Source organism: Nocardia sp. NPDC051321, assembly GCF_044455225.1.
GTDB lineage: Bacteria > Actinomycetota > Actinomycetes > Mycobacteriales > Mycobacteriaceae > Nocardia.
In genome coordinates, this window is record NZ_JBITEM010000005.1 from 200,987 (window position 1) to 223,966 (window position 22,980).

Annotated in this window: 22 protein-coding genes and 1 pseudogene; 6 read left to right on the forward strand and 17 right to left on the reverse strand. The window is 62.3% G+C overall.

Annotation, left to right across the window (positions count from 1 at the left end):
* Positions 1-73: 73 nt before the first annotated feature.
* Complete coding sequence (locus tag ACIA8C_RS13160) at positions 74-1,192, forward strand: FAD-dependent oxidoreductase (RefSeq protein ID WP_397134140.1); 1,119 nt, start codon at positions 74-76, stop codon at positions 1,190-1,192.
* Positions 1,193-2,290: 1,098 nt separating this feature from the next.
* Here the strand turns inward: ACIA8C_RS13160 and ACIA8C_RS13165 are convergent.
* On the reverse strand, positions 2,291-4,795 hold the full coding sequence (locus ACIA8C_RS13165; RefSeq protein WP_397134142.1) for a molybdopterin-dependent oxidoreductase: 2,505 nt from the start codon (positions 4,793-4,795) through the stop codon (positions 2,291-2,293).
* 649 nt (positions 4,796-5,444) lie between these two features.
* On the opposite strand from ACIA8C_RS13165, the gene ACIA8C_RS13170 reads away from it, so the two are divergent.
* Complete coding sequence (locus ACIA8C_RS13170) at positions 5,445-6,098, forward strand: TetR-like C-terminal domain-containing protein (RefSeq protein WP_397134144.1); 654 nt, start codon at positions 5,445-5,447, stop codon at positions 6,096-6,098.
* Positions 6,099-6,208: 110 nt separating this feature from the next.
* On the opposite strand, the gene ACIA8C_RS13175 is transcribed toward ACIA8C_RS13170, so the two are convergent.
* The 7 genes from ACIA8C_RS13175 to ACIA8C_RS13205 all read right to left on the reverse strand — a co-directional run bounded on the left by ACIA8C_RS13175 (position 6,209) and on the right by ACIA8C_RS13205 (position 10,431).
* Entirely contained in the window at positions 6,209-7,012 is an 804-nt protein-coding gene (locus ACIA8C_RS13175; protein WP_397134146.1) for a HEAT repeat domain-containing protein, read from the reverse strand.
* 26 nt (positions 7,013-7,038) lie between these two features.
* A complete protein-coding gene (locus tag ACIA8C_RS13180; RefSeq protein ID WP_397134148.1) occupies positions 7,039-8,175 on the reverse strand; it encodes a polymorphic toxin type 34 domain-containing protein in 1,137 nt (378 codons plus the stop codon).
* Positions 8,176-8,306: 131 nt separating this feature from the next.
* Positions 8,307-8,606 (reverse strand): WXG100 family type VII secretion target, encoded by a 300-nt coding sequence (locus tag ACIA8C_RS13185; protein ID WP_397134150.1) that lies wholly within the window; start codon positions 8,604-8,606, stop codon positions 8,307-8,309.
* On the reverse strand, positions 8,603-8,908 hold the full coding sequence (locus ACIA8C_RS13190) for a WXG100 family type VII secretion target (protein WP_397134152.1): 306 nt from the start codon (positions 8,906-8,908) through the stop codon (positions 8,603-8,605). The genes ACIA8C_RS13185 and ACIA8C_RS13190 overlap by 4 nt, the downstream gene beginning before the upstream one ends.
* Before the next feature lie 410 nt (positions 8,909-9,318).
* Entirely contained in the window at positions 9,319-9,609 is a 291-nt protein-coding gene (locus ACIA8C_RS13195; RefSeq protein ID WP_397134154.1) for a hypothetical protein, read from the reverse strand.
* 199 nt (positions 9,610-9,808) lie between these two features.
* Positions 9,809-10,117 carry an ANTAR domain-containing protein gene (locus tag ACIA8C_RS13200; protein WP_397134156.1) on the reverse strand — a complete coding sequence of 103 codons (309 nt, stop codon included), beginning with the start codon at positions 10,115-10,117 and terminating at the stop codon, positions 9,809-9,811.
* Positions 10,118-10,161: 44 nt separating this feature from the next.
* Positions 10,162-10,431 carry a PAS domain-containing protein gene (locus ACIA8C_RS13205; RefSeq protein ID WP_397134158.1) on the reverse strand — a complete coding sequence of 90 codons (270 nt, stop codon included), beginning with the start codon at positions 10,429-10,431 and terminating at the stop codon, positions 10,162-10,164.
* A 302-nt stretch (positions 10,432-10,733) separates the two neighbouring features.
* Here ACIA8C_RS13205 and ACIA8C_RS13210 point away from each other — a divergent pair, with 302 nt between their 5' ends.
* The gene (locus ACIA8C_RS13210; RefSeq protein WP_397134160.1) at positions 10,734-11,333 is read left to right on the forward strand and encodes a hypothetical protein; all 600 of its coding nucleotides are present in this window, start codon (positions 10,734-10,736) and stop codon (positions 11,331-11,333) included.
* On the opposite strand, the gene ACIA8C_RS13215 is transcribed toward ACIA8C_RS13210, so the two are convergent.
* Positions 11,289-11,969 carry a phosphatase PAP2 family protein gene (locus tag ACIA8C_RS13215; protein ID WP_397134162.1) on the reverse strand — a complete coding sequence of 227 codons (681 nt, stop codon included), beginning with the start codon at positions 11,967-11,969 and terminating at the stop codon, positions 11,289-11,291. The two genes, ACIA8C_RS13210 and ACIA8C_RS13215, sit on opposite strands and share 45 nt — an antisense overlap.
* Positions 11,970-12,280: 311 nt before the next feature.
* Here ACIA8C_RS13215 and ACIA8C_RS13220 point away from each other — a divergent pair, with 311 nt between their 5' ends.
* Together ACIA8C_RS13220 and ACIA8C_RS13225 are read left to right on the forward strand one after the other, a co-directional pair.
* Positions 12,281-12,610 carry an SDR family NAD(P)-dependent oxidoreductase gene (locus tag ACIA8C_RS13220; RefSeq protein ID WP_397134749.1) on the forward strand — a complete coding sequence of 110 codons (330 nt, stop codon included), beginning with the start codon at positions 12,281-12,283 and terminating at the stop codon, positions 12,608-12,610.
* A 50-nt stretch (positions 12,611-12,660) separates the two neighbouring features.
* Positions 12,661-13,131 (forward strand): pyridoxamine 5'-phosphate oxidase family protein, encoded by a 471-nt coding sequence (locus tag ACIA8C_RS13225; RefSeq protein WP_397134164.1) that lies wholly within the window; start codon positions 12,661-12,663, stop codon positions 13,129-13,131.
* Between the two features lie 891 nt (positions 13,132-14,022).
* Here ACIA8C_RS13225 and ACIA8C_RS13230 read toward each other — a convergent pair.
* The 8 genes from ACIA8C_RS13230 to ACIA8C_RS13265 all read right to left on the reverse strand — a co-directional run bounded on the left by ACIA8C_RS13230 (position 14,023) and on the right by ACIA8C_RS13265 (position 22,183).
* Positions 14,023-14,493 carry a Pycsar system effector family protein gene (locus tag ACIA8C_RS13230; RefSeq protein ID WP_397134166.1) on the reverse strand — a complete coding sequence of 157 codons (471 nt, stop codon included), beginning with the start codon at positions 14,491-14,493 and terminating at the stop codon, positions 14,023-14,025.
* 125 nt (positions 14,494-14,618) lie between these two features.
* Positions 14,619-15,701, reverse strand: a complete 1,083-nt coding sequence (locus ACIA8C_RS13235; protein ID WP_397134168.1) for a hypothetical protein — start codon at positions 15,699-15,701, stop codon at positions 14,619-14,621.
* A gap of 10 nt (positions 15,702-15,711) precedes the next feature.
* Positions 15,712-17,967, reverse strand: coding sequence for a hypothetical protein (locus ACIA8C_RS13240; protein WP_397134170.1), 2,256 nt, complete (start codon positions 17,965-17,967; stop codon positions 15,712-15,714).
* Positions 17,967-18,749 carry a hypothetical protein gene (locus ACIA8C_RS13245; protein ID WP_397134172.1) on the reverse strand — a complete coding sequence of 261 codons (783 nt, stop codon included), beginning with the start codon at positions 18,747-18,749 and terminating at the stop codon, positions 17,967-17,969. Before ACIA8C_RS13245 ends, ACIA8C_RS13240 begins: the two co-directional genes overlap by 1 nt.
* 118 nt (positions 18,750-18,867) lie before the next feature.
* A complete protein-coding gene (locus ACIA8C_RS13250; protein ID WP_397134174.1) occupies positions 18,868-19,716 on the reverse strand; it encodes a Crp/Fnr family transcriptional regulator in 849 nt (282 codons plus the stop codon).
* Positions 19,717-19,809: 93 nt separating this feature from the next.
* Positions 19,810-20,337 (reverse strand): hypothetical protein, encoded by a 528-nt coding sequence (locus ACIA8C_RS13255; RefSeq protein WP_397134176.1) that lies wholly within the window; start codon positions 20,335-20,337, stop codon positions 19,810-19,812.
* Positions 20,338-20,366: 29 nt separating this feature from the next.
* Complete coding sequence (locus ACIA8C_RS13260; RefSeq protein ID WP_397134178.1) at positions 20,367-21,071, reverse strand: hypothetical protein; 705 nt, start codon at positions 21,069-21,071, stop codon at positions 20,367-20,369.
* Positions 21,068-22,183: a hypothetical protein gene (locus tag ACIA8C_RS13265; protein ID WP_397134180.1), complete on the reverse strand. Its 1,116-nt coding sequence runs from the start codon at positions 22,181-22,183 to the stop codon at positions 21,068-21,070. Before ACIA8C_RS13265 ends, ACIA8C_RS13260 begins: the two co-directional genes overlap by 4 nt.
* A 126-nt stretch (positions 22,184-22,309) precedes the next feature.
* On the opposite strand from ACIA8C_RS13265, the pseudogene ACIA8C_RS13270 reads away from it, so the two are divergent.
* Positions 22,310-22,576 (forward strand): annotated as a pseudogene (locus ACIA8C_RS13270) (arsenate reductase ArsC); the annotation flags it as partial.
* Between the last annotated feature and the right edge of the window lie 404 nt (positions 22,577-22,980).

The window sequence follows — 22,980 nt, forward strand, 5'->3', positions numbered from 1 at the left end:
TGAGACCGGGCATCCCGTCCGCTCCCGGCACTGACCATCGCCGGCATGCGTCGGCGCGACAGAGGAGCGCAACATGCACAGGACCATTGCCATTGTCGGAGCGGGGTTGGGCGGGCTGACACTCGCTCGGGTACTTCAGGCTCACGGCGTCGCCGCGACGATCTACGAGGGTGAGGCTTCGGCGACGACCCGGGCGCAGGGCGGCCTGCTCGACATCCATGAAGAGACCGGCCAGGTCGCGCTTCGTGCAGCCGGTCTGTACGACGAGTTCCTGACTCTGGTCCGCCCGGGCGAGGACGCCAAGCGGGTGGTCAACCGCCACGGCACGATTCTGTTCGATAAGCCCGCGGACCGCGGTTCGGTCCGTCCCGAGGTCGACCGTGGCGAACTCAGGCGCCTGCTCATCGACTCACTGGCGCCCGGGACGATCAGGTGGGGTCACAAGCTCGATTCGATCGGGCACCGTGTGGCGGGCGGCTACGACCTCACCTTCGCAAAAGGTTCCGCCACACACGCCGACATCGTCATCGGCGCGGACGGTGCCTGGTCGAAGGTGCGTCCGCTGCTCACCCCCGCCGAGCCTCGCTATAGCGGAACCTGCTTTGTCGAGATCGCTTTCGCCGCAGGCGAACAGAACTGTCGGGCGAGTGTGGCCGCGATCGGCAGCGGCACCCTGATGGCGGTCGAGCCAGGCAAAGGCATCATCGCCCATCGCAACGCCGACGGGGGCGTGTCCGGGTACGTGGCGTTGAACAAGCCCGAGGAGTGGATGAGGTCGATCGACTTCGGTGACCCGTCCGCGGGCCTGCGTCGACTTGCCGACGAGTTCGATGGCTGGTCGCCGCTGCTCACCGTCTTCGTAACCGAGAGCGATGCGCAACCGTGGCTACGACCCATCTATGCCCTGCCCGTCGGGCTCGAATGGGACAGAGTGCCCGGCGTGACGCTCGTCGGCGACGCCGCGCATCTGATGTCGCCCTTCGCCGGCGAGGGCGCGAACCTCGCCATGTACGACGGCGCTGACCTGGCGAGCAAGCTGATTGAACAGCCCGACATCGAAGGCGCGCTCACCGCCTACGAAGAGAGGCTGTTTCTGGGTAGTAGCGACGCCGCCCGCCGCGCGGCGAATAACCTGGAACTCTTCTTCGGCCCGGAAGCACCGCAGAGCGTAGTCACTCTGTTCGATCACTGACACTTGAACGCGGCGCGACGACGTCAGGGCGAGCAACGAGCAGTTCGCTCGCATGCTCGCCGATCAACGGCATCGTGAATGAGCAGCGCCGGGGCCGCAACGACTTTCAGTGAGACCGACCGCGAAGCTCCGCATCGAGCGAGGTCTGCAAGTAGATTATCGCTTCGAGCGCGCCGGGATCGCTCGCCGCAGCCGGAAACTGCTCCGCCGGAATATCTTTGACATGCGCCTGGATCCATCAGATATTGCCGAACGGATCGCGCACCCGCCGGCGTCACCGGCCACCCGGTCAAGAGTCGAAAGCCATCTGGTTTTGTCCGCAAATCACGACACCGTTGATCGGTGGATCTCGACACCACTCCTGCGCCGGAAGGTGTTGGTATCCGCAAATTTTGACACCACCTGGCGGGTTCCAGTGGCAAGATCACCCTGCTATCAGTTGCAACGGCCCCCTAGGAGTGGACCCGTGCCGCCGAACCAATCCAAGGCGCAGCTGTTTGGGGCGATCCGCCGGGACTCGAGAGCAGCCCACGACCTCCACACCGAGCCTTTCTGACACGCCCAGCGACCGGACATGCCGACCGGGGTGACGTATGAAATAGATCTGATCATGTCCTAGTTCAAGAGATCCGCCGGTGACTATCGATCGCACGCTCATCGGCTACTTAAGACAATGGTGGGTAGGGCTGGGTCCTGGCCAGGATCTGGTCCAGGTGCCCGGTGGGATGCTCTCCAATGCGGCTGCCCGCCAGCAAGACCGGTGTGGCTCACTCATGGCTTGCCTCCCACCGGGTGCCGTGCCGGAGTGGCTCGAAAGGGATGTGCCCCCACGCTCGAACTAGCAATGCCCTCCCGGCACGGACACCACAAATAGCCGCCGTCCAGGGAGGAAACACCGATGACCGTGATCGCGGAATGGATCCACACAAACGCTCTGCCACCATCGAAATCATCGACAAAACAGGACGGATTCTGGCCACCGGCAGATACGGCACCGACACGGCCGGCTATGCGGAAATGCTCACCCTCGCGTGTTCCACTTCGGGCCCTTCCTATCCCGCATGGCCTGACCTGTTTCGACCATAAGTGGTCATCGAACTACCTCGTCGCGGTATCGGCCGCGATGGGCTCCAGACGGGCAGGTACGTACTTGTGCCAGGGTGTGCCGGCAAAGTCGTCTTTGAAGTGTGTGCTGGTCAATTCGTTGGGCGCGATGCCTGCCGTGATCACCCCGCCGTCCTCGGTGGGGAAGTCCAGGCCGAGGCCGTTCGGCAACGCGATATTGCCGGGGCGCATCATGTCGCTGACTTCCACCGTGACGAGTGCCGAGCCCCCATGGGTTGTCAGGCGGGCCTGAGCCCCGTCGGCGATGTGCAGGCGTTGGGCATCTTCGCCGTTGACGCGTAGGTGGCCGTTGCGGTCGCGGCGTCGCCAATCAGGGTTGCGGAAGATGGCGTTGGCGGTGAACGAACGGCGCTCACCGGCGGCGAGCACGAGCGGGAATTCATCGCTGGTCCATACCGATTGGGCGGTATCCAACCCGCGGACCTGCTCGAGGAGGGGATCGATGGCGATGGTGAACCTGCGATCCCGCCCCTTGACGTAATGCCAGACGTCGTCCCAGGTGTCCTCGGTGAACACCACGCCGGTATCGGAGTCGAGGATCGCGTCGAACAGTTTGTGGCCCGGCGCGAGTCCCTGCCCACCGAACCCCGCCCGCGCAACGGCCTTCGGATTCCCCATCGCGCACAACTGCGCGGCACCCCACAACACGGCAGCACCGCGCATACGTGGGGGCAGCGTTTCGCCGAGAGTCTCATAGAGCAGGTATGGCAGTAGTTTCGCGAGGGCGGGGCGAGCCGCCACGGCGGCGAACATACTGGCGCCGAAGGTATCGCGGCCACCCCGTGCGGCCCGCCGGAGCCGGTCGAGAGTGGCTTGATCGACGGCTTCCATCCGGCGTAGCAACCGCGCGTAGATCTCCGGTTCGGACAGCGTCCCCGGCAGTGGGTCGAGAACGGGTTTGCGTAGATGGAACACATTGCGCGGGAACTCGAAATTGAAGAAGGTGGCTTCCGGTTTCTCGAACTGGCTCGACGCGGGCAAGACGTAGTCGGCTTGGCGGGCGGTTTCAGTGAACGCCACATCGATCACGACCGACAGTTCCAGGGTGCGCATCGCGGCGCGGAACCGTTTGGAATCTGCCAGTGAATGCGCTGGATTGGAGCTGTCGATCCACATTGCCCGGAATCGATCAGGGTGGTCGGTGAGGACCTCGTCGGCGATGGAATTGCACGGGACCAATCCGGCGATGATCTTCGCCCCGGTGACCGGAGTGGTCCGCCCGCCACCGTCACCGCGCATGCCGCCGTTCATTCCGCCGACCGCACCACCCATGAAGGGGGTCAACGCTTCGAGCGTCAGTCGAGTACCCGCAGCCACGACGGGCCGCACCGCAGCAATACTCGCGGCCGCAGGCAATGCCCTGCTCAGGGCGGTCGCGCCGGTCCGCAAGGCCTGCGCCCCGGCCTTGGTTCGTGCCCTGGCGAACGCATTCGGCGGTTTGCGCGGGCCCGCAGCCTGCCCCGTCCCACCGGTGGCGAGCGCGACGAATGAGGAGTGCAGGAACATCGTTCCGGGACGGCCGAAATTGCCGGTGAGGATCCACAGCAATTTGTTCAAATAGGACACCAGAGTGCTGTTGGGCGCCTGTTGGATTCCTAGATCCTCATACACGCACACGCTCGCCGCGGTAGCGATTCTTCTTGCCGCCGAACGGATTTGCGGCTCCGGGACACCACTGGTGCGCGCGAACGCCGCGATATCCACGGCCGCGAACGCGGCAGCAACCTCGGCGTATCCCTCGGTATGCGACGAGATGAAGCCTCGGTCGACGAGGCCCTCCTGCACCAGAACCGCAACCAGTGCCGCCATGAGCCAGGCGTCGCCGCCCGGGGTGACCTGCAGGTGGTGATCGGCCATTGCCGCGGTCTCGCTCACCCGCGGATCCACTACGATGATGGACCGCTCAGGGTCGGCGGCGACCTGCTTGAGGACCGGCCGGGCGCGGGGGAAACTGTGCGACTGCCAGGGGTTCTTGCCGACGAAGACCAGCACTTCGGCATGTTCGAAGTCGCCCTTGGTATGACCGCCGTAGAGTCGCCCGTCGACCCACATCTCCCCGGTCTTCTCCTGCGCGAGCGCATTGGACTGGTACACCGATCCCAGCGCACCTCGCAGCGCGAGTTGATTCGCGTTCCCCAGGTGATTGCCCTGACCGCCACCACCGTAGAAGAAGATCTTGTCGCCACCATGCCGAGTCTTGATGTCGAGAAGTTTGGCGGCGATCTCGTCGAGCGCTGTGTCCCAATCGATTTCGACATAGGTGCCATCGGCAGCCCGCTTGAGCGGAGAGACGAGCCGATGCGGGCCGTTCTGATAGAGGTCCAGCCGCATGGCCTTCTCGCAGGTATAGCCCGCCGAGGCTGGATGGGCCTTGTCGCCGCGAATCTTCGCGAACCGGCGACCCTCGAGCTCGACGGAGATGCCGCAGTTGCACTCACACAACACGCACGCGGTGTTCTTCGACTCTGCCTCGGGCATCGAAACCTCCGTGACCTGCCTGATGCACATCAACCGAGATATGGGCTATGCCATACCTCTTAATTCTGGGGGGACCCTAACATAACTAATCGATGCTGCGACGGCCGAGAATCTGCCAAGGACACCGGTGCCTTCGGGATGACCACGGTGCAAGGCCATGGACAGCATGGCGTCGTCGACCACGGCGGCCCCCGCCGATGGATTTGCCGCGGCCGCGGCGAAGTTGAAGCGACCGACGCTCATCGGCGCAGGCGAACTCCAACCGCCGGTCATCGCATCGAACGCGGCCACCTGGGTGAAGCCCGACTCCAGGCTTCAGGCGTTGGCCTGCGACGGATCACGCCAGCGTTGCCCGCGTCCGCCAACCTGGCGGTGAATTCGTCGTCGTACTCACCGAGCACGCAGCCCCGGTCATCGCCTGGGCCACTGGATAGCCTGCCATGGCGAGAGTGGTGGCCTGCCTATTCGGACAATGGTGTCCCGCCGCGCCGATGCCGTTCGGGCGCAGCCGCCACTTCGTCGGCGCCGCCGACCCGAACGACGCTGTTCGCCGGGCGAATCCAGCGCGCAATGCACTGCGCCGGCTCCGTCGGTGATGCGTTCGGTCTCTGCATAACTCGCAATGTCGCGCGCTGGCCCATTGATCCAGATGACGATTTCGGCTCCGTCGTGTAGCGCATCGACTAGCCGAGCACGCAGGGTGCCCGGCGGTGCCGTGACGACCTCGTCATACAGACGCTCTTGCACGCAGGGCACGGTGGGTGCTGCCGCAGCCAGCTCCCAGCAGCGCGGACAGCACCGATCAGGGCTGAGACTGTCGGCGAACAGGCGTCTGACCACCGTGAGCTCAGCTTCGGGGATACCGCACAAACTGGTCGGGCCGGATCCACGCGCATGTTCGCCACCGGAACCACGCTTCAGCGCGGCCGCGAATCTGGCAGGCTCGCGCGCTGCGGCAAACGACCACCCGGCACTGTCCTCAGACATCGTTCCTCGCCACCGACCCCATGCAGTACAGCTTGCCTTTTCGGGACTGCTCGCCGCCACCGGCCTGTCGCCCGCCCAAATCCGCGAAGGAGCCATGGGCGATCAGGCACCGCCACAGAACCGAACCATCTACCGGCAGGGCGCGGCCTGCGGCGAACTCGACCTCGAACGCGTTCCCCCCGCGGTGCTCGCCGTGCCGTTCGACCTCGTGCGCCACGACCTGCTCATGGACCTCGAACCCCTCGACACCGACCGCATCCGCTCGATCGTCGACCAGACATTGCTGCCCCTCGTACGTGCCCATCGCGCGACCTGAGCCGCAACGAGATTCGCGACCTCGTGAAGTCATTCGGCGGCCTCCTCGAGATCCCGCGTGCCGCCGACAAGCTCGAGGTCTACCGGCAACTCGGCCTCGAGCGGGAAACTTCACTGTGGGAGCTTGTCCAGTATCGCGGCGACTTGACGTGCGTAAAGCGGCCAGCGATCGGCGGCCACAGTCAGAGCAGCGCCTATGTGGGGAGCGTCGATGGCGAGAGTCGGAGGCAACGGTCGGCGGGTGAGATCTTCGATCCAGTTCAACAGGCGGACCGTATCCTCTTCGTCCGCCTGGGCCAGGTGGTCGAGTACCCAGTTCACATCCGCCTGGCCGCCCGAACGGTATGCGGCCAGATGCAACGCCGATTCGACCGACGGATCATTGTCGGCATCGGACATCAGCGAATGCAGTAACCGAAGTAGATTCTCATCGGCGTATCGGCCCAAAGCATTTGCGGCATAAGCTTTTACCTCGTCGTATTCGTCGGCATCACGCACAACACGTTCCAGCGCGCGGACGGATTCCGGACCGGGATAGCTGCCGAGTGCCTCCGCGGCGGAAGCTCGTACTATCCAGGACTCGTCGTTGCTGAGAATTGCGATGAGCGCCTTCGACGCGGGGGCGTACCTCACCAGACCGAGCGCTTCGACGGCCTCGTCTCTCACCATGTCGTCCGGGTCTGTCGACAACCTCAGCAGAACCGGCCCGACCTCGGATACGTGCTCCACTCCCAGGTATCCGATCGCGCGAACCGCCTCACCACGGACCGCTGTGTTCGTCGAGTCGAGCAGACGGAAAACGTCCGGGAGCAGGGTGCCGTCGCCAAGTTTAATGATCTCGATCAGCGCTCGAACCTGCCGTTCCGGATCGCCGGATCGGCTTTCATCCACCCAGAAAAGGTGCTCGTCCGCCATGTATCGCCTCCTGTTCCTGTCCGGACTCATCGTCCCCCGCCCCCGCTCGAGTGCCTGCAGCCATACTTCTTCTGCGTCGCCTTGATTCTCTGACGCCGCTTGGAATCGCTGCTTGCCGCGTCCCACAATTGACCGAGCGCCTCACAGGCGGTAGCGGCGGCACCACTCTCGAGCAGACCACGCATCTCATTCTCGATACCGGTGTCACCGACGTTTTTCTTTCCCCCCTTGGCCATTTCGGCGACCATGGCACCGGCTACCGATGCGACAGTCAGCGCTGCGATAGCCTCGAGTTCGGTGGCGCTCAGCGCGGTGACCGCGGCGAATGCGCCAGTGGCTCCTTCGAGGACGGCGCTGACGAACGCAGCGATCGCGCCGGTGATTGTCTCACCGACGGTGGCGATCGTGGCGGCCCCGGCAGCGGTGGCCGCGCCGGCCTCGGCTTCGTCTCCGCCGGCGAGGCTGAGTCCGGCGGTGAAGATCGTCGTGAGAATGATGACAACGGCTGCTGCGACGGCGATGGCAGCGAGTTTGACGACGAGTCCGTCGGTATCGGAATGGATGTTGGTCCGTAGTGCGTCGAGATTGTCATGATGTGACGCGACCAACGGGGCGATGCCCGCAGCAGCACTGTGGAGATCGCTCGCGCTGGCGGCGAGAGTGGTGAAGTGATCGGCGAAATGCTCGATGTCGGGTGCGTGGAGATCGGCCGTGAGAGTTGCGGAGATGCTTTTCAGCGTGTCGGATGTGGACATGACAGTGTCGTGGTTGGCAAATGTCCGCCAGGCATCGGCAACGTTGGTAAGTAGCGAGGTGTCCCCGTTCGGGACCGGACTCGATATATGGTCAAGCAGGCCGGGAATGTTCGTGGTGATTCCGCTGCCAGGATTGCCGATCACCGTTGCCGGTATGAGAACCGGGCCGTCAGCCCCGTACAGCGGTGTGCTGATCGGTGGTTGCTCCGGGGGCGAAGCGGTGGCCGTACCGGTGGTGGGATCGATATTCAGGTGCTCGGTGAGGGCGTAGTTATAGCCCGCGTAGGCGAGCAGGTCGCCCATGTTCTGCACCGCGTTGGCGAGCGTTGTTGCCGTGGTGACGAATTCGCGCACGTGGCTGTCGTACGCGCTCGCCCAGTCCCTGACCTGCGCGTAATCGCCGGCCATTCCGGCGGAGTCGTATAGGGCTAGATAAAGCGGGCCGATGGTCGTGCTGAGAGCGGTTGCCAGGTCGTAACACTTCTTGGCAGCGGCACCGTATGCGGTCGGATCGACCCGCAGCCTTGGATCGGGCGCCATCAGCCCGTGACCATTCTGATGTTCACCTGCACGGCATGGTGGTAGCGGTCATGTGCTCTTCTGGCGGCGTCGGCCGCGTCAGTGACACCCTGCGCGAATTCCTGTGCCTCGCCGAGCCATTTGCGATGCGCGGCGGCGTGCGCCTGAGCCCCGATGCCATCCCAGCTACCGCCATGCAGTGTCTTCATCTGCCGGTCGATTTCCTCGAACGTGTCATCTAAGAATCCGGCCAGTGCCGCCAAGCGGGCCACGATATCGTCGAGGAGCCCCAAGTCCACCGTGAAGCTGTTCTCGCTCACTGGCCCGCGCCTCGAATGTCGCTGCCGGATCGCATGTCTTGGTCGACGTAGGCGGTGGCGGCGGCGTCGAGTCCGGTAGCCAGCTCGGTCAGCGTCGCGATGATCTCGGCACCCGCGTCCCGGCACTCGGACCAGCCCTTGGCGAATGATTTGGCGGCGTCGCCGGTCCAGCCGCTGGAGGTCAGTTCATCGACTTCCTCGCCCACTGAGTTCAACGCCGAACGAAGAACCTGAGCCTGGCTGTCTGCATAGCCACCGATCGCGCGTAACGCACCGGATATGACGAAAACTTGCTGCTCCATCGAACCCCCTCAGGTCCTCCCCTGAACGTCAGGGTACTAGAGCCGCCATGCCGGTGTAAACAGCGGATTGCCGCAGCGGCGCAACAACTTTCGGGAAGATCATCAACGCCCGGTGCGTTGTCCGGTCGTTCCGGGATCGGTGACCACGGAATTGGCGGGTCTGAGCCGCTTGCCATACGAATGGATATGTGCGGCATCGACTTTCAACTGCCCGGCCAACCGCGCCACCATCACCTCCGACGACCTCAGCAACGGGAGCGTTCTTCTTGATCAACTCGATGCCGTTCTTAAACGCGCTAGCCCCTTCCTACCAGCCGAAATAGCTCCCAGCTATGCGTCCGAGGCATGGCCGGTGAAGGTAACGCGTGCGTCGCCGGTGGCCAGATCTGCCTTTAAAGCTTATTCCCCACTTATTCTCGCGACGTTTCCGAAAAACCACCATCCGTATCGGGACGAGCCTTGTTCAAAAGCAGAAGCCCGCGCTCGTTGATCTGGTCGGCGTCAACGAGCGGATTCATGCCCGGATCGAAACAGTCGAGGATCTCTCTTGATTCGACGAATGATATTCCGAGCTCGTGCTGGAAAATCCACAGGAAACGCATGGGCGTAATTGGACGACCCTCACGTCCCGAGAGATAGCCTAAAACTTCCAAAAAAGGGGCGCCTTCTCTAATTATTCTTTGCAATTCGTCGTCGCTCAACTTTTCTCCGATATTCTAATGTGGTCGCTCGAAAGTTACTTCAACATTGGTATAGCACCCGGGCTCACCCACCATCGGCCCGGGCTTCACGTTTGTCTTTCCATAGATCAACAGTCACTGAAGACGAGCTACACCCATTGGAATCAGGCGGCCCCGGCACGAAGGCATTGGGCGCGTTCCGAGCTGAGCATCCCGCGTTTTATGGCGCTATGACGTCGAGGCTATGGCCGGTATTGCTTCGTCCGGTGCCGGATCCTGGTGGCGGACAAGGACAATGGTGGCCACGGAGCACGATGTGATCCATCTGGATCCGCAGTTGCGTCGGCCCGCCACGCAACGCGGTCGCCGCGGCGACCAGGCGCGCGGCCAGCGTCCGGAGTTTGACGTTGGTCTCTTGCGAGCGCCACCGCAGGGTGGCGAACGCCCGGTCGGGGGTGAGGCCGTAGGCCAGAATGAGCACTCCCTTGGCTTGCTCGATGTCCGCGCGAGCGGACATCAGCTCAGGCACCGTCTCCTCGACAGCTTCGCGCCGACTCGCTTTGATGCTGGCGGTCAGGTCGATGAAATACTCTCGGTGCCGACGACGGCTCCGGTCGCGTCGAACATGCCGTCGGCCACGACCAGCACCTGATGATGAACCCCCGCGGTGTCGATGACGCGATGGCGGCTACCGAGTGCCCCATGATCACGCACCGCGGCCGCCAGCGCGTCGGCGACCACGGCACGATCGTCGGGATGGTTGTGCGACAACAGCAACTCGGTGGTGGGGACCTTCTCACCCGGCTCGTACCCGTATCCCGTAGAAACGGGCGGGGTTCGCAAATTCCCGCAACGCTGATGACAGGAACCCTGCAGGCGCATCGCGGGTATTCGCCTCAGCCTGATGCAGGTTCCGGTTGTCGATTGTCATCGTCGTGGGACCACTGCGTTGCCAGTCGTGAAACCACCGTCGGGTATGTAGAAGTAGAACCGATTCTCGCTCCGTTAGCTTGCCGACACGCCTCGTCTGAACGACTGGAATGCAGCATTAGAGGACGTCGCCCTCGCTAGTGCTTGCTGGCCGAGGCGGTTCCACCCCTGCGGTTGGCGCCGGAGTTTGGCCCCACTGCTCAGTAGCAAACAATTTGGCGAAGAACGTCGTGATGCGACCCGGGTTCGTGTTTGGCGTACCCCATATGCGCGTGGCCCCGCCGATGCCGAAAAGAATCTGCGCGATGACGTTTGTGACGGATAGAAAAAGCCAGCACCTATCCGACACGGCCGCGCCCTCCGCAGCCAATTTCCCAGTCGCGATATACGTCACGATTACGACGAAAATCGCATACGACTACCACGACGTCGAGCAACAACGGCAGCTGGTGTTCGACGAGTACTCCTCCGCGCGGGGCTGGAAGGTTGCCGAGATGCTGGACGCACTCAAAAAGTCCGAGGACTTCTATTTCGACTCGGCCAGCCAGGTGCATATGGACCGGTGGTCGAGCGGCCGGGTGGTGCTGCTCGGTGACTCGGCGTTCGCACCATCGTTCTTCTCCGGCCAGGGAACATCGCTGGCTATGATCGGCGCCGACGTCCTGGCCACCGAATGGGCCACCGGCGACGGAAACCTCGACCGGGCGTTCGGCCGCTACGAACAGGCGATGCGACCTCAGGTGGACCGCGCCCCGACCGCGCTCGAGATCCTAGGATCGGGCTCCAGCGATGGCCTGCCTCGGTTGCGGCCGTGACCGACCCACCCAGCGATAAACGATCAGGCACACCGCAAGCCACAGGGCACCGACCGACCAGCCCGCGAGGATGTCGGTCGGCCAGTGCACCCCCAGATACAGCCGCGACCACCCGATCGCGGCGACCGCGCACACCGCGGCCGCGAGGACCGCGACCCGCTGGCCGCGCCGCCGCGCATGCTGCACAGCAAGGACGGCCAGGACACCGAGGACCACGGCCGATCCCAGACTGTGCCCGGACGGATAGGACTGGTTGGTCTCGATGACCAGATGATCGACCTCCGGCGGGCGTGTCCGGCCGATGACCTGTTTGCCCACCACGTCCAAGACCGCCCCGCCCCCAGCCGCGGCTGCCACCAGCACCGCGTGCGGCCACTGCCGCCGCCACGCCAGCAGCGCACAGGCCAGCGCGGCGACCGCGGCCATCACGACGGTGCCACCCAGATCACTGATCACCTTCGCAACAGGGGTGAGTGTGGCGGAGCGGTGATCGAGAGCCCATTGCAGGCCCACCGCGTCGATGCTGGATAGCCCGTCATGGTCGATGACATTGTCGGTGAGCTCGCTCACCCACGCGGTCAGCGCCACCACCACGGCCACGGCGAGCACCGGAATCCGCAGCACCGCGCCCGGCACTGGAAACGATAACCGCGACCGGTTTGGTCGCCGATCAGCAGAGGAAGGTACCGACATGCTGCGAGGATCGCAGAAATTGCTGAGACGCACGTGAGAACCACCGCCTAGGTCTCACCGCGCCCGGCCGTTTCGACTCCCCCACCACACCTCTACAAAGCCGATTACGACGACCTCACCGCACACCTTCGCAATGGATCTGGTCAGGACTGGGCGGAATGAACTGGGTTTTGGCCAGATTCACTGAGACGACGGATTGCCCTGAATCCCAGTGAATCTGGCCACTGTGGAACCAACTGCGCCGCCGGATTTCGCTGCCCAGAACCGCGTTCGGGCCGGTGTCGGTGCTGGTCAACGACGCAGGCATCCAAAATCCTGCGGCGACCTTGGAAGATACCGACCGACAGAATTGGGAACGGGTGCTCGCGGTCAACCTCACCGGCACCTACCTCGGCATCAGAGCCGCAGCGCCGTCGTTGCGACGCGCAGGCGGCGGAGCGGTCGTCAACATCGGCTCGGCCATGGGCCACGGTGGCACCGCCATGTTCGGGCCGTACGTGGCAACAGCCGTTTCGAACGACCACCACGGTCCGCTCAGATGGATCGGCAGTTGTATGCGAAAGACAAACGCTCCATTCTGGTGAGAGCGGCACCGGGATTCGGCGTAGCGCGCCGATCGTAGGAAGGACGCTTCGTGCGGATCGACGAGGATATGCGGCGCGTGGTAAGCGAGCAGCGTCTGGGTTTCGTGGCGACAGTCTGCCCCGACAACACACCCAACCTTTCGCCGAAGGGCACGACGATCGTCTGGGACGACGAGCACCTGGTGTTCCTGCATCTGCATTCTCCGACCACGGTGGCGAACCTGACAGTCAATCCCGCCATCGAGATCAACGTCGTAGATCCATTCGCCCGCAAGGGATACCGATTCAAAGGACGAGCCGAGGTACTGACCAGCGGCGACACCTACACCGCCGTCGTCGACTACTTCCACCGAGAACGCGGCACCGATCCGCAGCGGATCCGGGCAGTGATCTACATCCGCGTCGACCACGCCGCGCCGCTGATCTCACCCGCCTATGACCTCGGCGCCGACGAGACGACGGTCATCGACCAGTGGCGAGACCATTACCTCGGCTTGGCCGCCACTCGGCTCGACGACTGATCGGCCGTTCATCATCGCCTGACATCGATCTCGGTGCGGATACGTTGTGCGGCTCGGTGATTGGTGCGGTCGTCGACGATGAGCGGGATGCAGACGACGCCCCTCCTGTGCGCGCACCGTCGTAGCGAGCTGACCAATCCCACCAACAGCGTGTAGTCGAGCACCGGCACAGCCTCACGGGTCTACCAGGGCTGCTCGGCTTCGACAGTGACAATTCGGGTTTGTCTTCAGTGTGTGGCGGGACGGCTGGTCGTCGAGGCGGCAGTGGACGCGACAACCACACACCCGACGGCGACCATTTGGACGATGGTAAGCACCTCGCCCAGTAGTAAGAACGCAGCCAACCCGCCGGCGGCGGGTTCCACTGCCAAGGATGCCGAAGACACGGGAAGTGATGCGGCGCAAGGCAGCCCAGTCCAGCAGATAAGGAATGACCGCGGATACGACGGCAACACCGAAATTGGTCACCAGCACCGATCCGTTGGTGATCAACGTCAGTCCGTCATAGAGCAGCGCTGGAAGCCGGCACCGACCCTCAACTGATCGCGACCTGGACCAGACAGGTCCAATCCGAACGAGAAGTCGCCGCCGCACAACTCGCCTCCACGCAGGCCGCAATGGAAGTACGCCCTACGTTGAGCCGCAATGAGATTCGCCAACTCGTCGAATCCCTGGGCGCCCTTGTGCAGATCTTGCGGCGCGTCGACGGCACAGCCAAGCTCGAGGTCTATCGCCAACTCGGCCTCAAGATGACCTACAACCACGAAAAACGGGTTGTGCTAGCTGAAGTTCAGCCAACACAACCCGTGGACGTACTGTACGTGTCCGGAGGGGGACACACGTGCTAAACACACAACTCGACCTGCGGAAACGCTGACCGCAAAGCTGTGTCTATGACCGAGCCAGCATCACGGACATGAATACAGTCACTGCCAACGTCAGCACCGCAGCCAGCAGACACCCGGTGGCAATGTTGGCAAACTGATATTTACGACGAGCCACTTCCGCGTTCGCCCATATCTGCGCCGCCACCTGCTCGACAACGTCGTTGGGCCGCCGGCCCAACTCTGATATCGCCAGGATGTATCGGTCACGCGTGAGACCCCGGTTTGCAGCAACATCTCCGAGGTATAGCAGGTTGAGCGCCGGGTCGCCGGACTTCAGCCGCGGCCAAAGGACGCATACAGCACAGACACCGGCCGCAGTAACAAAGAAGGCACAGGAACTCGCTACAGCGAGCACTTCGGCTCGCGTCTTCCCTGACCCAGGGTGGACCAGCGTGAAAAGTACCTGGCCAAGTACTCCTGCTGCCGCTAGCGTTGCAATCGCTTTCGTCTCTGCATGCTTGACCAGTGCGATCACAAGATCCAGTGTCTTCCAAGCATTTTCGAGTCCATCTCGGCCTCCGTCCATCCACCGCAACGCCGTGTGCAACCGCTCGGAAACTGATAGCCGCATCTGACCTACCCCTCTTCCCGACATCGATTTCAGTCCGCGTCGCCATGGTGGTGATCCGACGGCCCTGCCTGAACCTCTTTAAGCAGCTCGCCAAGGGGCAGCTCATGAATCGCTGCTGTCGTGTCATCGACCAACCGGTTGAGCAAGCCGTCAAGCTTGTCGGGATCTACATTCGCGTAGTCGGCCCCACCTCGGTTGAACCACTCCTTCAGCACGCTGACGTATTCGGTCACCGCGTGCTTCGCTGCTTCTTGGCGACGAGTGTCTTCACGCTCCGACTCGCCTTGCACGCGGTTCGCAAACTCGACCGAGGTGAGTTCCCCGCGAATCAGTGCCAGGTAGAGCGCGAACTGGGGGCCTGCGCCGATCTTCTCGAAATGCTTCTCAACCTCGTGCAGATGGAAGCGCCGCAGTTCAGCGGAGAGCTTCTGCTCGCGCTGCTGGCTTACCGCCCGCATCTCATGGTGCTGCTCCCCGAGTTTGTTTGCCAGTGAATGGGTAAGGTCGGCACGTTCGGAATCGAGGACGGTCGATTGCCACAGTTCCCGACGCTGACGCTCGAAAACCGCCAACTCGGCGGGCATCAGCACTTCGACGCTCGACACCCGGATCTCCATACCCGGCTCGACCGGCGGGTTCTGCACTGCGTCGCCTAGTAGCCACTCGTTGAGTTTTCGTCGGACCGTGCTGATCTCGGCAAGGGTATGGACGTGGGCGAGCTCGAAGATCTGGTGGCTCGCACGGAGATAGCTCTCAAGGAAGGAGCGTGCATCCGCTCGGCCGTGCCGAACTATCAGTGCCGGGTCCGTGACGGTGCACTCGAACGTCACCTGAACAGTGAACGTCGTTGCGCCAGCCGCCGGGACTACAATCTCGACAACTACCGGGGCGCGCAGGCTTATGTCGACCAAGCTCACGTGCGATGCCTCCACCACCCGACTGTTCGTTGCTCTGAAACCTCCTGTGTCGACAACAAATTCACCGTTGACCCGATAGACCAGTACCTCGTGCGCACTGGGCCTCGGCAGTTCGTCCATTTCACGTACCCTTCGGTGTAACCACCGCCGGGGAACGACGTCGAGATACCGCTGATCGAGAATCGGATATCGCATCGCATCTCCTTCAGTCTGTGTGGTTGATTACCAAGGGCGCCAGCAGGATTCGCACCAAATCCGTCACCCGACTTTCGCGCTGCGCGGCCTTTTCGGATGCCTTCGAACGCCGGATAGCCCGCCGTTTCGAGGCCACGACGGTGCGCTGCCGATGTCGAGCCGTCAGATTGTGTGCTAGCGCCCGACATTGTCGCGGCGGCAGAGTCCGCGCGAAAGCACTGGCGAGCGTGCGAGTTGTCCGCTCCGGTTCCGCAGAGATCTCAATTAGATCATGCAAGCCGTCAAGCAGCGCATCGAGCACTCGACGACGAAAATCATTGCGGCGCAAAGCGATTGTCCACAATTGCGCTACAATATCTTCTTGGCTCGGAAAATCATCGAGGTGACTGAATATGGCGGATCGTCCGGTCACACTGTCCCGGATCGCGAGTACCCGGGTAATCGCAAATTCCACCAATAATCGACCCCTCCGGCCCAGTCTCGCATCACCGTGCTTGGCAACCAGGAAGGTCAGCACTGCATCCGCCTGCGGAGACCTCGTTGCTAACCGCGCGAACAGTTCAGCCAGTTCATCGCATCGTTCCTCCGCGTCGCGGTTGCTGCTTCGAATAATCAACCGCCACAGTTTTCCTGCCGCTTCCTCAGGGTAGCTGAATCCGATTACGCCGCTCAGTGCGTATGCGGCAGTCCATTTCTGGTGCGCAGTACCCGATTCCGCCCAACGCGCTGCGATCTGCAATGCCACGGGAGCCAGCACTTTGCCCGCACACATATCCCAGAGCACGAAAATCGCCATATCTCGGCAGGCCAATCCTCGCTCGCCTCGCGACCAGGGCTCCAGGTAGGCCTCGGCGACTTCATCAAAGGCGATATTCGCCAGCTCCAGCAGCGCCTGCGCTACCCCGTGCTCATGCGTGACCTCATTATCGGAAGACTCAGCGAGGATATCGCACAACCAATCACGCACTATGTTCCAGAAATTGACATCCATTCGCCGCCACAACTCTGCGATGACATACTCTCGATATGAGTCCTCTCGAAACGCGACATCCGACTTCGGCGTGATACTAGATTCGGCCGACTTCAGACGTAGTAAGCTTTTGTCGTCGACCATGATGCTGCGAAGTTCTGGAATAAGATCGCCGCGAATCACGAGCGTCTCGTTCACACCATCCGCTGCCGACTCAGTACCCACGAAGTGGTGCTCCAACTCGATCAGGTACGATTCGAATAGCCGCTGACCGCAACGGCCGAGAAAGGCAGCGGCAGTGACGGTCAGCATGGTTCTTCGTGAGCGCTCGTCGTGAGCATCGAACCATTCGCCTACCCGCTGTCGGGCCCCTTCCTTGAACACCTGGATCGCATCCGCCGTTTCGACTCCATTACCGACCAGTGTCACGACCTGCCGCAATTCGGAGAGCGCGAACTCGGACGGCACGTGTGATTCGATCTCGGCTAGCTTCGCATCGAACTCGGAGTCTGCGATGTCGGTTAACCCCAGCCATGTCCTGACAGCAGCATGAGTCTCGGGTTGCTGCCACTTGACACTGGGAACGAATTCAGAGCCTCGTCCATTGGTCGCCGGACCAGTGATCACCAACCAGGCGCCAGCATCACAGACCTGATCACGGACCGTATGCCACCCATGCTCTGAGTTGACTCGAGGTCCGGCGAACTCGCTGTCAGCGACCAGATAGCCCAGCCCCACCTCGTACTCATACTTTGCGAGCTCCTCCACCGGCATAGGCGGCAGCGATTTCAAAGGACCAGTTGCCAGCTCATGGAGCAGCATCGTCGCCCCTGCTCGTCTTCCTGTGCCCGATGCCCCCTCGAGCACGACGGCGTGAACTCTCTGCAAAGCCTCGAAAGCAGCAGCGAACGCGGCAGGCCGGACGTATCCGACCGCAAGCTCTTCGATATCAGAGGCATTCAGCTTTCCAGTCAATGGCACGGGAGTTTTGGGAATGTCTGAAACGCCGAACCGAGAACCGGAGGCATTGACCGTCCCCGTGAAGTACTGGTTTAGGTACACCGACCGATTTCCCGAACTTCGATCCGAATCGTACTCAAGAGATCGATCGTCAACACTGTCGGCCAAGTCGGTGGCTGCGGCCGATTCAGATGTATCAGGTTGGGATGGCTGTTCGACTGCGCCCTGGCTGTTCGCCGAATTTACAGGCTGCGAATTCTCGAGATCAGCAGGCTTACCGTCATTCCGTGCTGGACCAGGAGCAGATTCCGGAGCTCTGTCATCGTATTCGGCCATCACTGATTCCAAACCATTCCGATCACACCGTTCGAGTTGTTGACGTCGCCGTTAATCGTCGTCGACACACTAGGTTGTCGTCTGTCCGGTCCCGATTGTGGACCACTATTACCAATTTCGACCGACGGTTCAGTGGCACTGACGTGGTCATCTACCTCGGACGCCGGAAGCTCGACGGCTGATATATCATGTCCCGGCAGGTACAAATACGCCGATTCGGTATACTCTTTGTTCCGGACCAGCACTTCACGAAATGATGTTCTGGCAAGTGAGGTGTATCGCGGTACGACCACGTCGCGGTACACCTGTGCGGAGAGAATCACCGCCAGGTTGGCTGCGTGCACTGCACGTAGTGCACCTTTGATCTGAGTACACTCGACTAACCTGGAAACGATAACGACACCCTTTCCTGCGAATCCATTGTCCGCCGGTGCCGCGGCGCCAAAATGTATGGCTAGTCGCAGTCTCAGTCGCGACCTGTCCTGCAGCTCTTCATTGTGTTCGGAGAGCGCTACATTCAACTCCCGAACGAAGTCATCGACGATGACCGGTTCCCGATCGGACTGATCACGTGGCAAAATCGCCAGTTCCCCGTCTCCCGCTGGCTGCTTGGCCCAGGCAGACCGATCGAGGCCGACCTGTGCGGCAGCGTGTTCCAAGACCGCAAGCAGACCTGTCTGGATCACTCGATGGCGTTGATCATCACCGGCTCCGTAGCCAACCGCGTCCACCGATAACAGCAGGCGCCGACTGAATTCCGTATTCCTGGCCAAGACTGCCATCCCTCCGTCGACCGATGTGTCGAAGGATGAATCACCCGACCGACACTCCTACAAGCACTTCAAGCGTGACATCGATCAAATATCAAGACTCCGTATTAATCCGGAGTCTGCTGAAACCTCAGAAGTCGTCGGCGAAGACGCGCAAACCGTCGAGGTCAGTGATAGTGACGGTGCGGTAGGCCGTGGTCACTAGCCCTTGCGCGCGCAACTGCCGCATGGCCGAACTGATGGTGTCCTCGCGAGCCCCGATGAGTGCGCCGAGCTCCGTCTGTGAAAGCCGTACTCCCAGTCCGTATCTGCCCGCGAGTGCACTACCATGCCGTTCTGCCAGTTCAAGCAGCACTCGGGCCAATCGGATCGGTACCTCGTATCCAGCAAAGTCGAGGCGGCGGCGGTTCGCCCAGTCCAGCCTATCCGCGATCATCCGGCACAGCGCTTCCCACGCGTCGACTCGGGTGTTGAGGAAACTGAGGAAGTCACGGTGCGCGATGGTGTGTGTCACTGTGTCGGTGCAGGTAATCACGGTCGCCATCCGCGGCGTGCCGCGCAATGCCGCGAGTTCACCGACCACATCGCCGCTGACCCTGATGCCGAGCAGGCCTTGCTGTCCATTACGAGAGGCAGCCGTGATCTTCACACATGCCGAACGCGCCGGGTCATGAGAACGCAACAGGAGGACATGACTTCGCAGATCACCCTGGCTGATTAGAACCGTACCCGCCGGAACCCGCTGCGGGGGTGCCAACCCAAGCAGATCTCGGCCCGATTCGACAGTCAACCGAGCCATCAATGTGCCAGCAGGCCATGCCGAACCGGCCATAGCAAACTCCTCCCCCGATGAGTCCCATCGTCGGCACCACGGCGGACGGCCTCCTCCGAGACGCTCGGCCGGATCTGCCTCGTCGAGCCAGAGAAAGACCGCTGCCGCGGGCACCCTTATCTGAAAGATACTGCAGATCAACGGCATAGGAGCACCTTCTGAACAAGTGCCTGCCGCGACAGTTCCCAATTCGTACAGCGCGGCACTACGTCGTCGACCCCGCCGGCGTAGCTGGATGGGTCAACCGAGCTCGGGGCAGTCCCAGAGGTCCGCGATAGTGATTGCTTCGGGCAGGGTCCAAGTCGCCGCTTCATCAGCGAGCAGCGTTTCCCACGATGGTGCACCGGCTTCTGCGCGGACCGCGGCATCGCAGCGGACTTTTAGCGCGAGCATGCCCACCCGAATGAGAACAGGAACGTTGAGGTGTCGAGCGGCGACTACGGTTTCACCAGCAATCGCCGCTGCAGTGGTCTTCGACAAGCTGATCGCTCCGGCTGCGGCGTGCGCGGCAAGCAGCATCTCCGCGTGTTTGGCCGCTGCGGGAGTCGCCAGCCGTGAAGTGCCCGTGGAACGGTATGCCCCGAGGTGCGTGTGAGTTCGGATGACGACCTCGGTCGCGAGCATCCCTAGGCCCGGCGTCAACATTCCGGAGCGAAGATTCAACCCGTCGCCGGAGTTCGTTCCGGCGTAAGCGTCATTGGCAAACTTCCGCAAGTCAGGGTTCGACATCTCGTAGAGAAGTGTCCAACCCGGCAGCGGCAAGTTCATCGGGGTGACAAAATCTGCCGCCCAGTGTTTCAACAGAAGCGCGACTGCGAGATGCCGCTCGGGCGCTTGCGCGAACGGTAGACCGGAGCGAGTTGTCGCAACCGTTTCGAACATCCGCTGTCCGTCTTCCCACCACGTACCTTCGAAGGTCCCAGTGCGGATCTGATTGAGGGCGTTGAAGAACCTGCCGATGTCGTGCCCGGCGGACCGAACGCGATGTGCCGGACCGCCGAATTTCGGGCCGGTGTAATCGATGGGGAGTCGGGCGGTCTCCCTCTCCCATCGGCGCAGCAGGTCGGTCTTTTCAATAAGGACAGACCGCTGAGCACTGCTGCGTCTACCTGGCTGTCGTAGAGGTTTCCGAGTGCGCCGATAAGCCCGGAGACACCCACGACAACCAGGTCGCCACGTTCCCACGGAACCCTTTGGGCCGCCCGCCACCCATCGCGCTGCCGCAGCGCGATCGGATCGAGGATGTCGGCAATGTCGGACTCGCCCCATCCCTCGACTTCGCGACGCTGCTGATGGTGGGTCGTTAGGTCGGAATAGGTGAGGCCAGTCGAGGTGCTCACGATGCGCTGTGTCGCCGCGTGGTCGATCGGCTTGTCCGAAAGCGCTGACGCAGCGATCATTTCGATGTCTTCGAGGTCGCGCGTGAGTGCGTCCAAGTTGCCGACATAGTCGTCATCGATCGGCGAGACCCGGTCACTGGAGTTACCGTCAGCGGCGCTCACGCTGCTTCCTCGAGGTCATCAGCGAGGACAGAGACCCCCTGGGCAAGGGTCTCAACGGTCTTCTTCTGGCCCTCGACTTCCTCGAGTTCGGCTAGCAAGGCCTGGAGTTCCTCATTCTCGGGTCCTGTGACCCGCTCCTTGAGCCGGTCAGCGACGCTCCGGAAGCGGGCAACGCGGTCTTCGGCCAGCTGGCGTTGATCCCGCTCCGCGTTCAACTCGGCCTGCTTTGTCTCGAGTTGCGCACGAAGGATTTCGATTCGCTCGGCGAGAGTCACGACGGTCTTGCCCAGGTTTGTCACGCGCTCGCGGAGACTGACAATGACGGCCTTTGCTGCCTCTTCGTTGCCGTCGACATCGCGCAGCACGAGTTGGGTCACGACGTGGAGTCGGATGGCGTCGGCTGCGATGCGAGCTGCCGTGAACCCGGCAGCCTTTCCCGCAAGCGTGACTGCCCCGACTCCCGCAGCACCGCTGAAGCCGGTGATGAGCGCGGCACCACCGGCCATGCCGAGGCCACCGGCAGCGATGGAACCGCCGCCGATCGCGGCCAAGCCCGCCGAAGTCGCCACCGCGCCCGAATATCCGAGGACAAGCGCCCCGTACGCTCCGGCAATTGCTGGCGCGGCGAGGCCGCCGGTCAGGACGCCGAGTCCGAGCCCGGCACCAGCGAGGAGTGCGTATTTGGTCCAGTTGCTTGCCTTCGAGAGCTTCTTGATCGCGTCCTTGTATGCGGTTTCCACAGCAGCGAGGTCTTCGGGATGGAGTTGATCCATCGACCGATGGGCGGCGGTGAGAGCTTCGGCGCGGACAGCCTTCTCCCATTTGCCTTCCACCCACGGCTCGAACCCATACAGGTCGATCAGCAGAAGCAGGGCCCGTGACCGTCTCGCCACGACCGAGGAGATCTGTGGCCCAGCGGATTCGAGTGCCTCGAGATTCGGAGACTCACCATCCGCAGCGATCTGGTGGACGACTTCTGCAACAGCAGGCGACCAGTCGCCCTGGTTGCGTTGCACGATGGCCGCAACCGCGTTGTCGCGAAAGGAGTTACGGGTTTCGCGCTTGGACGGAAGGTGCTTGCCCTTCGATGCGGCGATGTCGCGCTGCATCATCTGGTACTGCCACGCTGTGAGGACGAAGTCCTCATCGGGAGAGAGCTCAAGCTTCTTCTGTACCTGCACCGCGTCCATCCGCGTGATACTAGCGACTGCGCCCGACAAGCACTGGCGGATCCGAACGAACCCGATAACGAAATCAACCACGCCGCAGTCGAAGCCATGCGCGAAGTCGGCATCGACATCACCGGCGAATTCCCCAAACCCTGGACCGAAGAAATCCTGCAAGCCGCCGACGTCATCGGCATCACCATGGGCTGTGGCGACGCTTGCCCGCTCTACCCGGGCCGCCGCTACGAAGAATGGGCACTCGACGACCCCGCCGGACAAGACCTCGACACCATCCGACCGATCCGCGAAGAAATCGAAACCCGTGTCCGGCATCTACTCACGAGCTCGGCATCCCGACGCGGTGAACCTCCGCGAGGGCATCCTCACCACCGTTGGCACCCGCCCGCGATCCGCCGGGACCGGTGCACGCCGGCTCCGCGCTCCCTGCGATCGAAGCGCCGCGGTTGTCGGTCCGCCGTCACGTCACTCCCGCAGCAGAAACCGGATCGCGATTCACCTCTCCTCCCCACTGCAAGCCGCACCAACCATCCACGCCTCCAAACCTTCAGCACTTCAATCAAACTCGCACCTACCCCACTGCTACTCGCACCCCTCCCCACCTTCCCCTACATTCTCAGCAAGCAGACCTCTTGCATCGAGGATAACGATCCTATAACCACCAGGGGATTTGGTGGATTTGATACTAAAGAAGCAAGTCCAACCCCTGGACTTTGTGGCCGCAA

Bases quoted from the DNA above. Each gene is read 5' to 3' on its own strand.
- ACIA8C_RS13160 (WP_397134140.1), top strand. From the start codon at position 74: ATGCACAGGACCATTGCCATTGTCGGAGCGGGGTTGGGCGGGCTGACA.
- ACIA8C_RS13165 (WP_397134142.1), bottom strand. From the start codon at position 4,795: ATGCCCGAGGCAGAGTCGAAGAACACCGCGTGCGTGTTGTGTGAGTGC.
- ACIA8C_RS13170 (WP_397134144.1), top strand. From the start codon at position 5,445: ATGACGATTTCGGCTCCGTCGTGTAGCGCATCGACTAGCCGAGCACGC.
- ACIA8C_RS13175 (WP_397134146.1), bottom strand. From the start codon at position 7,012: ATGGCGGACGAGCACCTTTTCTGGGTGGATGAAAGCCGATCCGGCGAT.
- ACIA8C_RS13180 (WP_397134148.1), bottom strand. From the start codon at position 8,175: ATGGCCGGCGATTACGCGCAGGTCAGGGACTGGGCGAGCGCGTACGAC.
- ACIA8C_RS13190 (WP_397134152.1), bottom strand. From the start codon at position 8,908: ATGGAGCAGCAAGTTTTCGTCATATCCGGTGCGTTACGCGCGATCGGT.
- ACIA8C_RS13235 (WP_397134168.1), bottom strand. From the start codon at position 15,701: ATGCGATATCCGATTCTCGATCAGCGGTATCTCGACGTCGTTCCCCGG.
- ACIA8C_RS13240 (WP_397134170.1), bottom strand. From the start codon at position 17,967: ATGGCCGAATACGATGACAGAGCTCCGGAATCTGCTCCTGGTCCAGCA.
- ACIA8C_RS13245 (WP_397134172.1), bottom strand. From the start codon at position 18,749: ATGGCAGTCTTGGCCAGGAATACGGAATTCAGTCGGCGCCTGCTGTTA.
- ACIA8C_RS13250 (WP_397134174.1), bottom strand. From the start codon at position 19,716: ATGCCGTTGATCTGCAGTATCTTTCAGATAAGGGTGCCCGCGGCAGCG.
- ACIA8C_RS13255 (WP_397134176.1), bottom strand. From the start codon at position 20,337: ATGAACTTGCCGCTGCCGGGTTGGACACTTCTCTACGAGATGTCGAAC.
- ACIA8C_RS13265 (WP_397134180.1), bottom strand. From the start codon at position 22,183: ATGATGCAGCGCGACATCGCCGCATCGAAGGGCAAGCACCTTCCGTCC.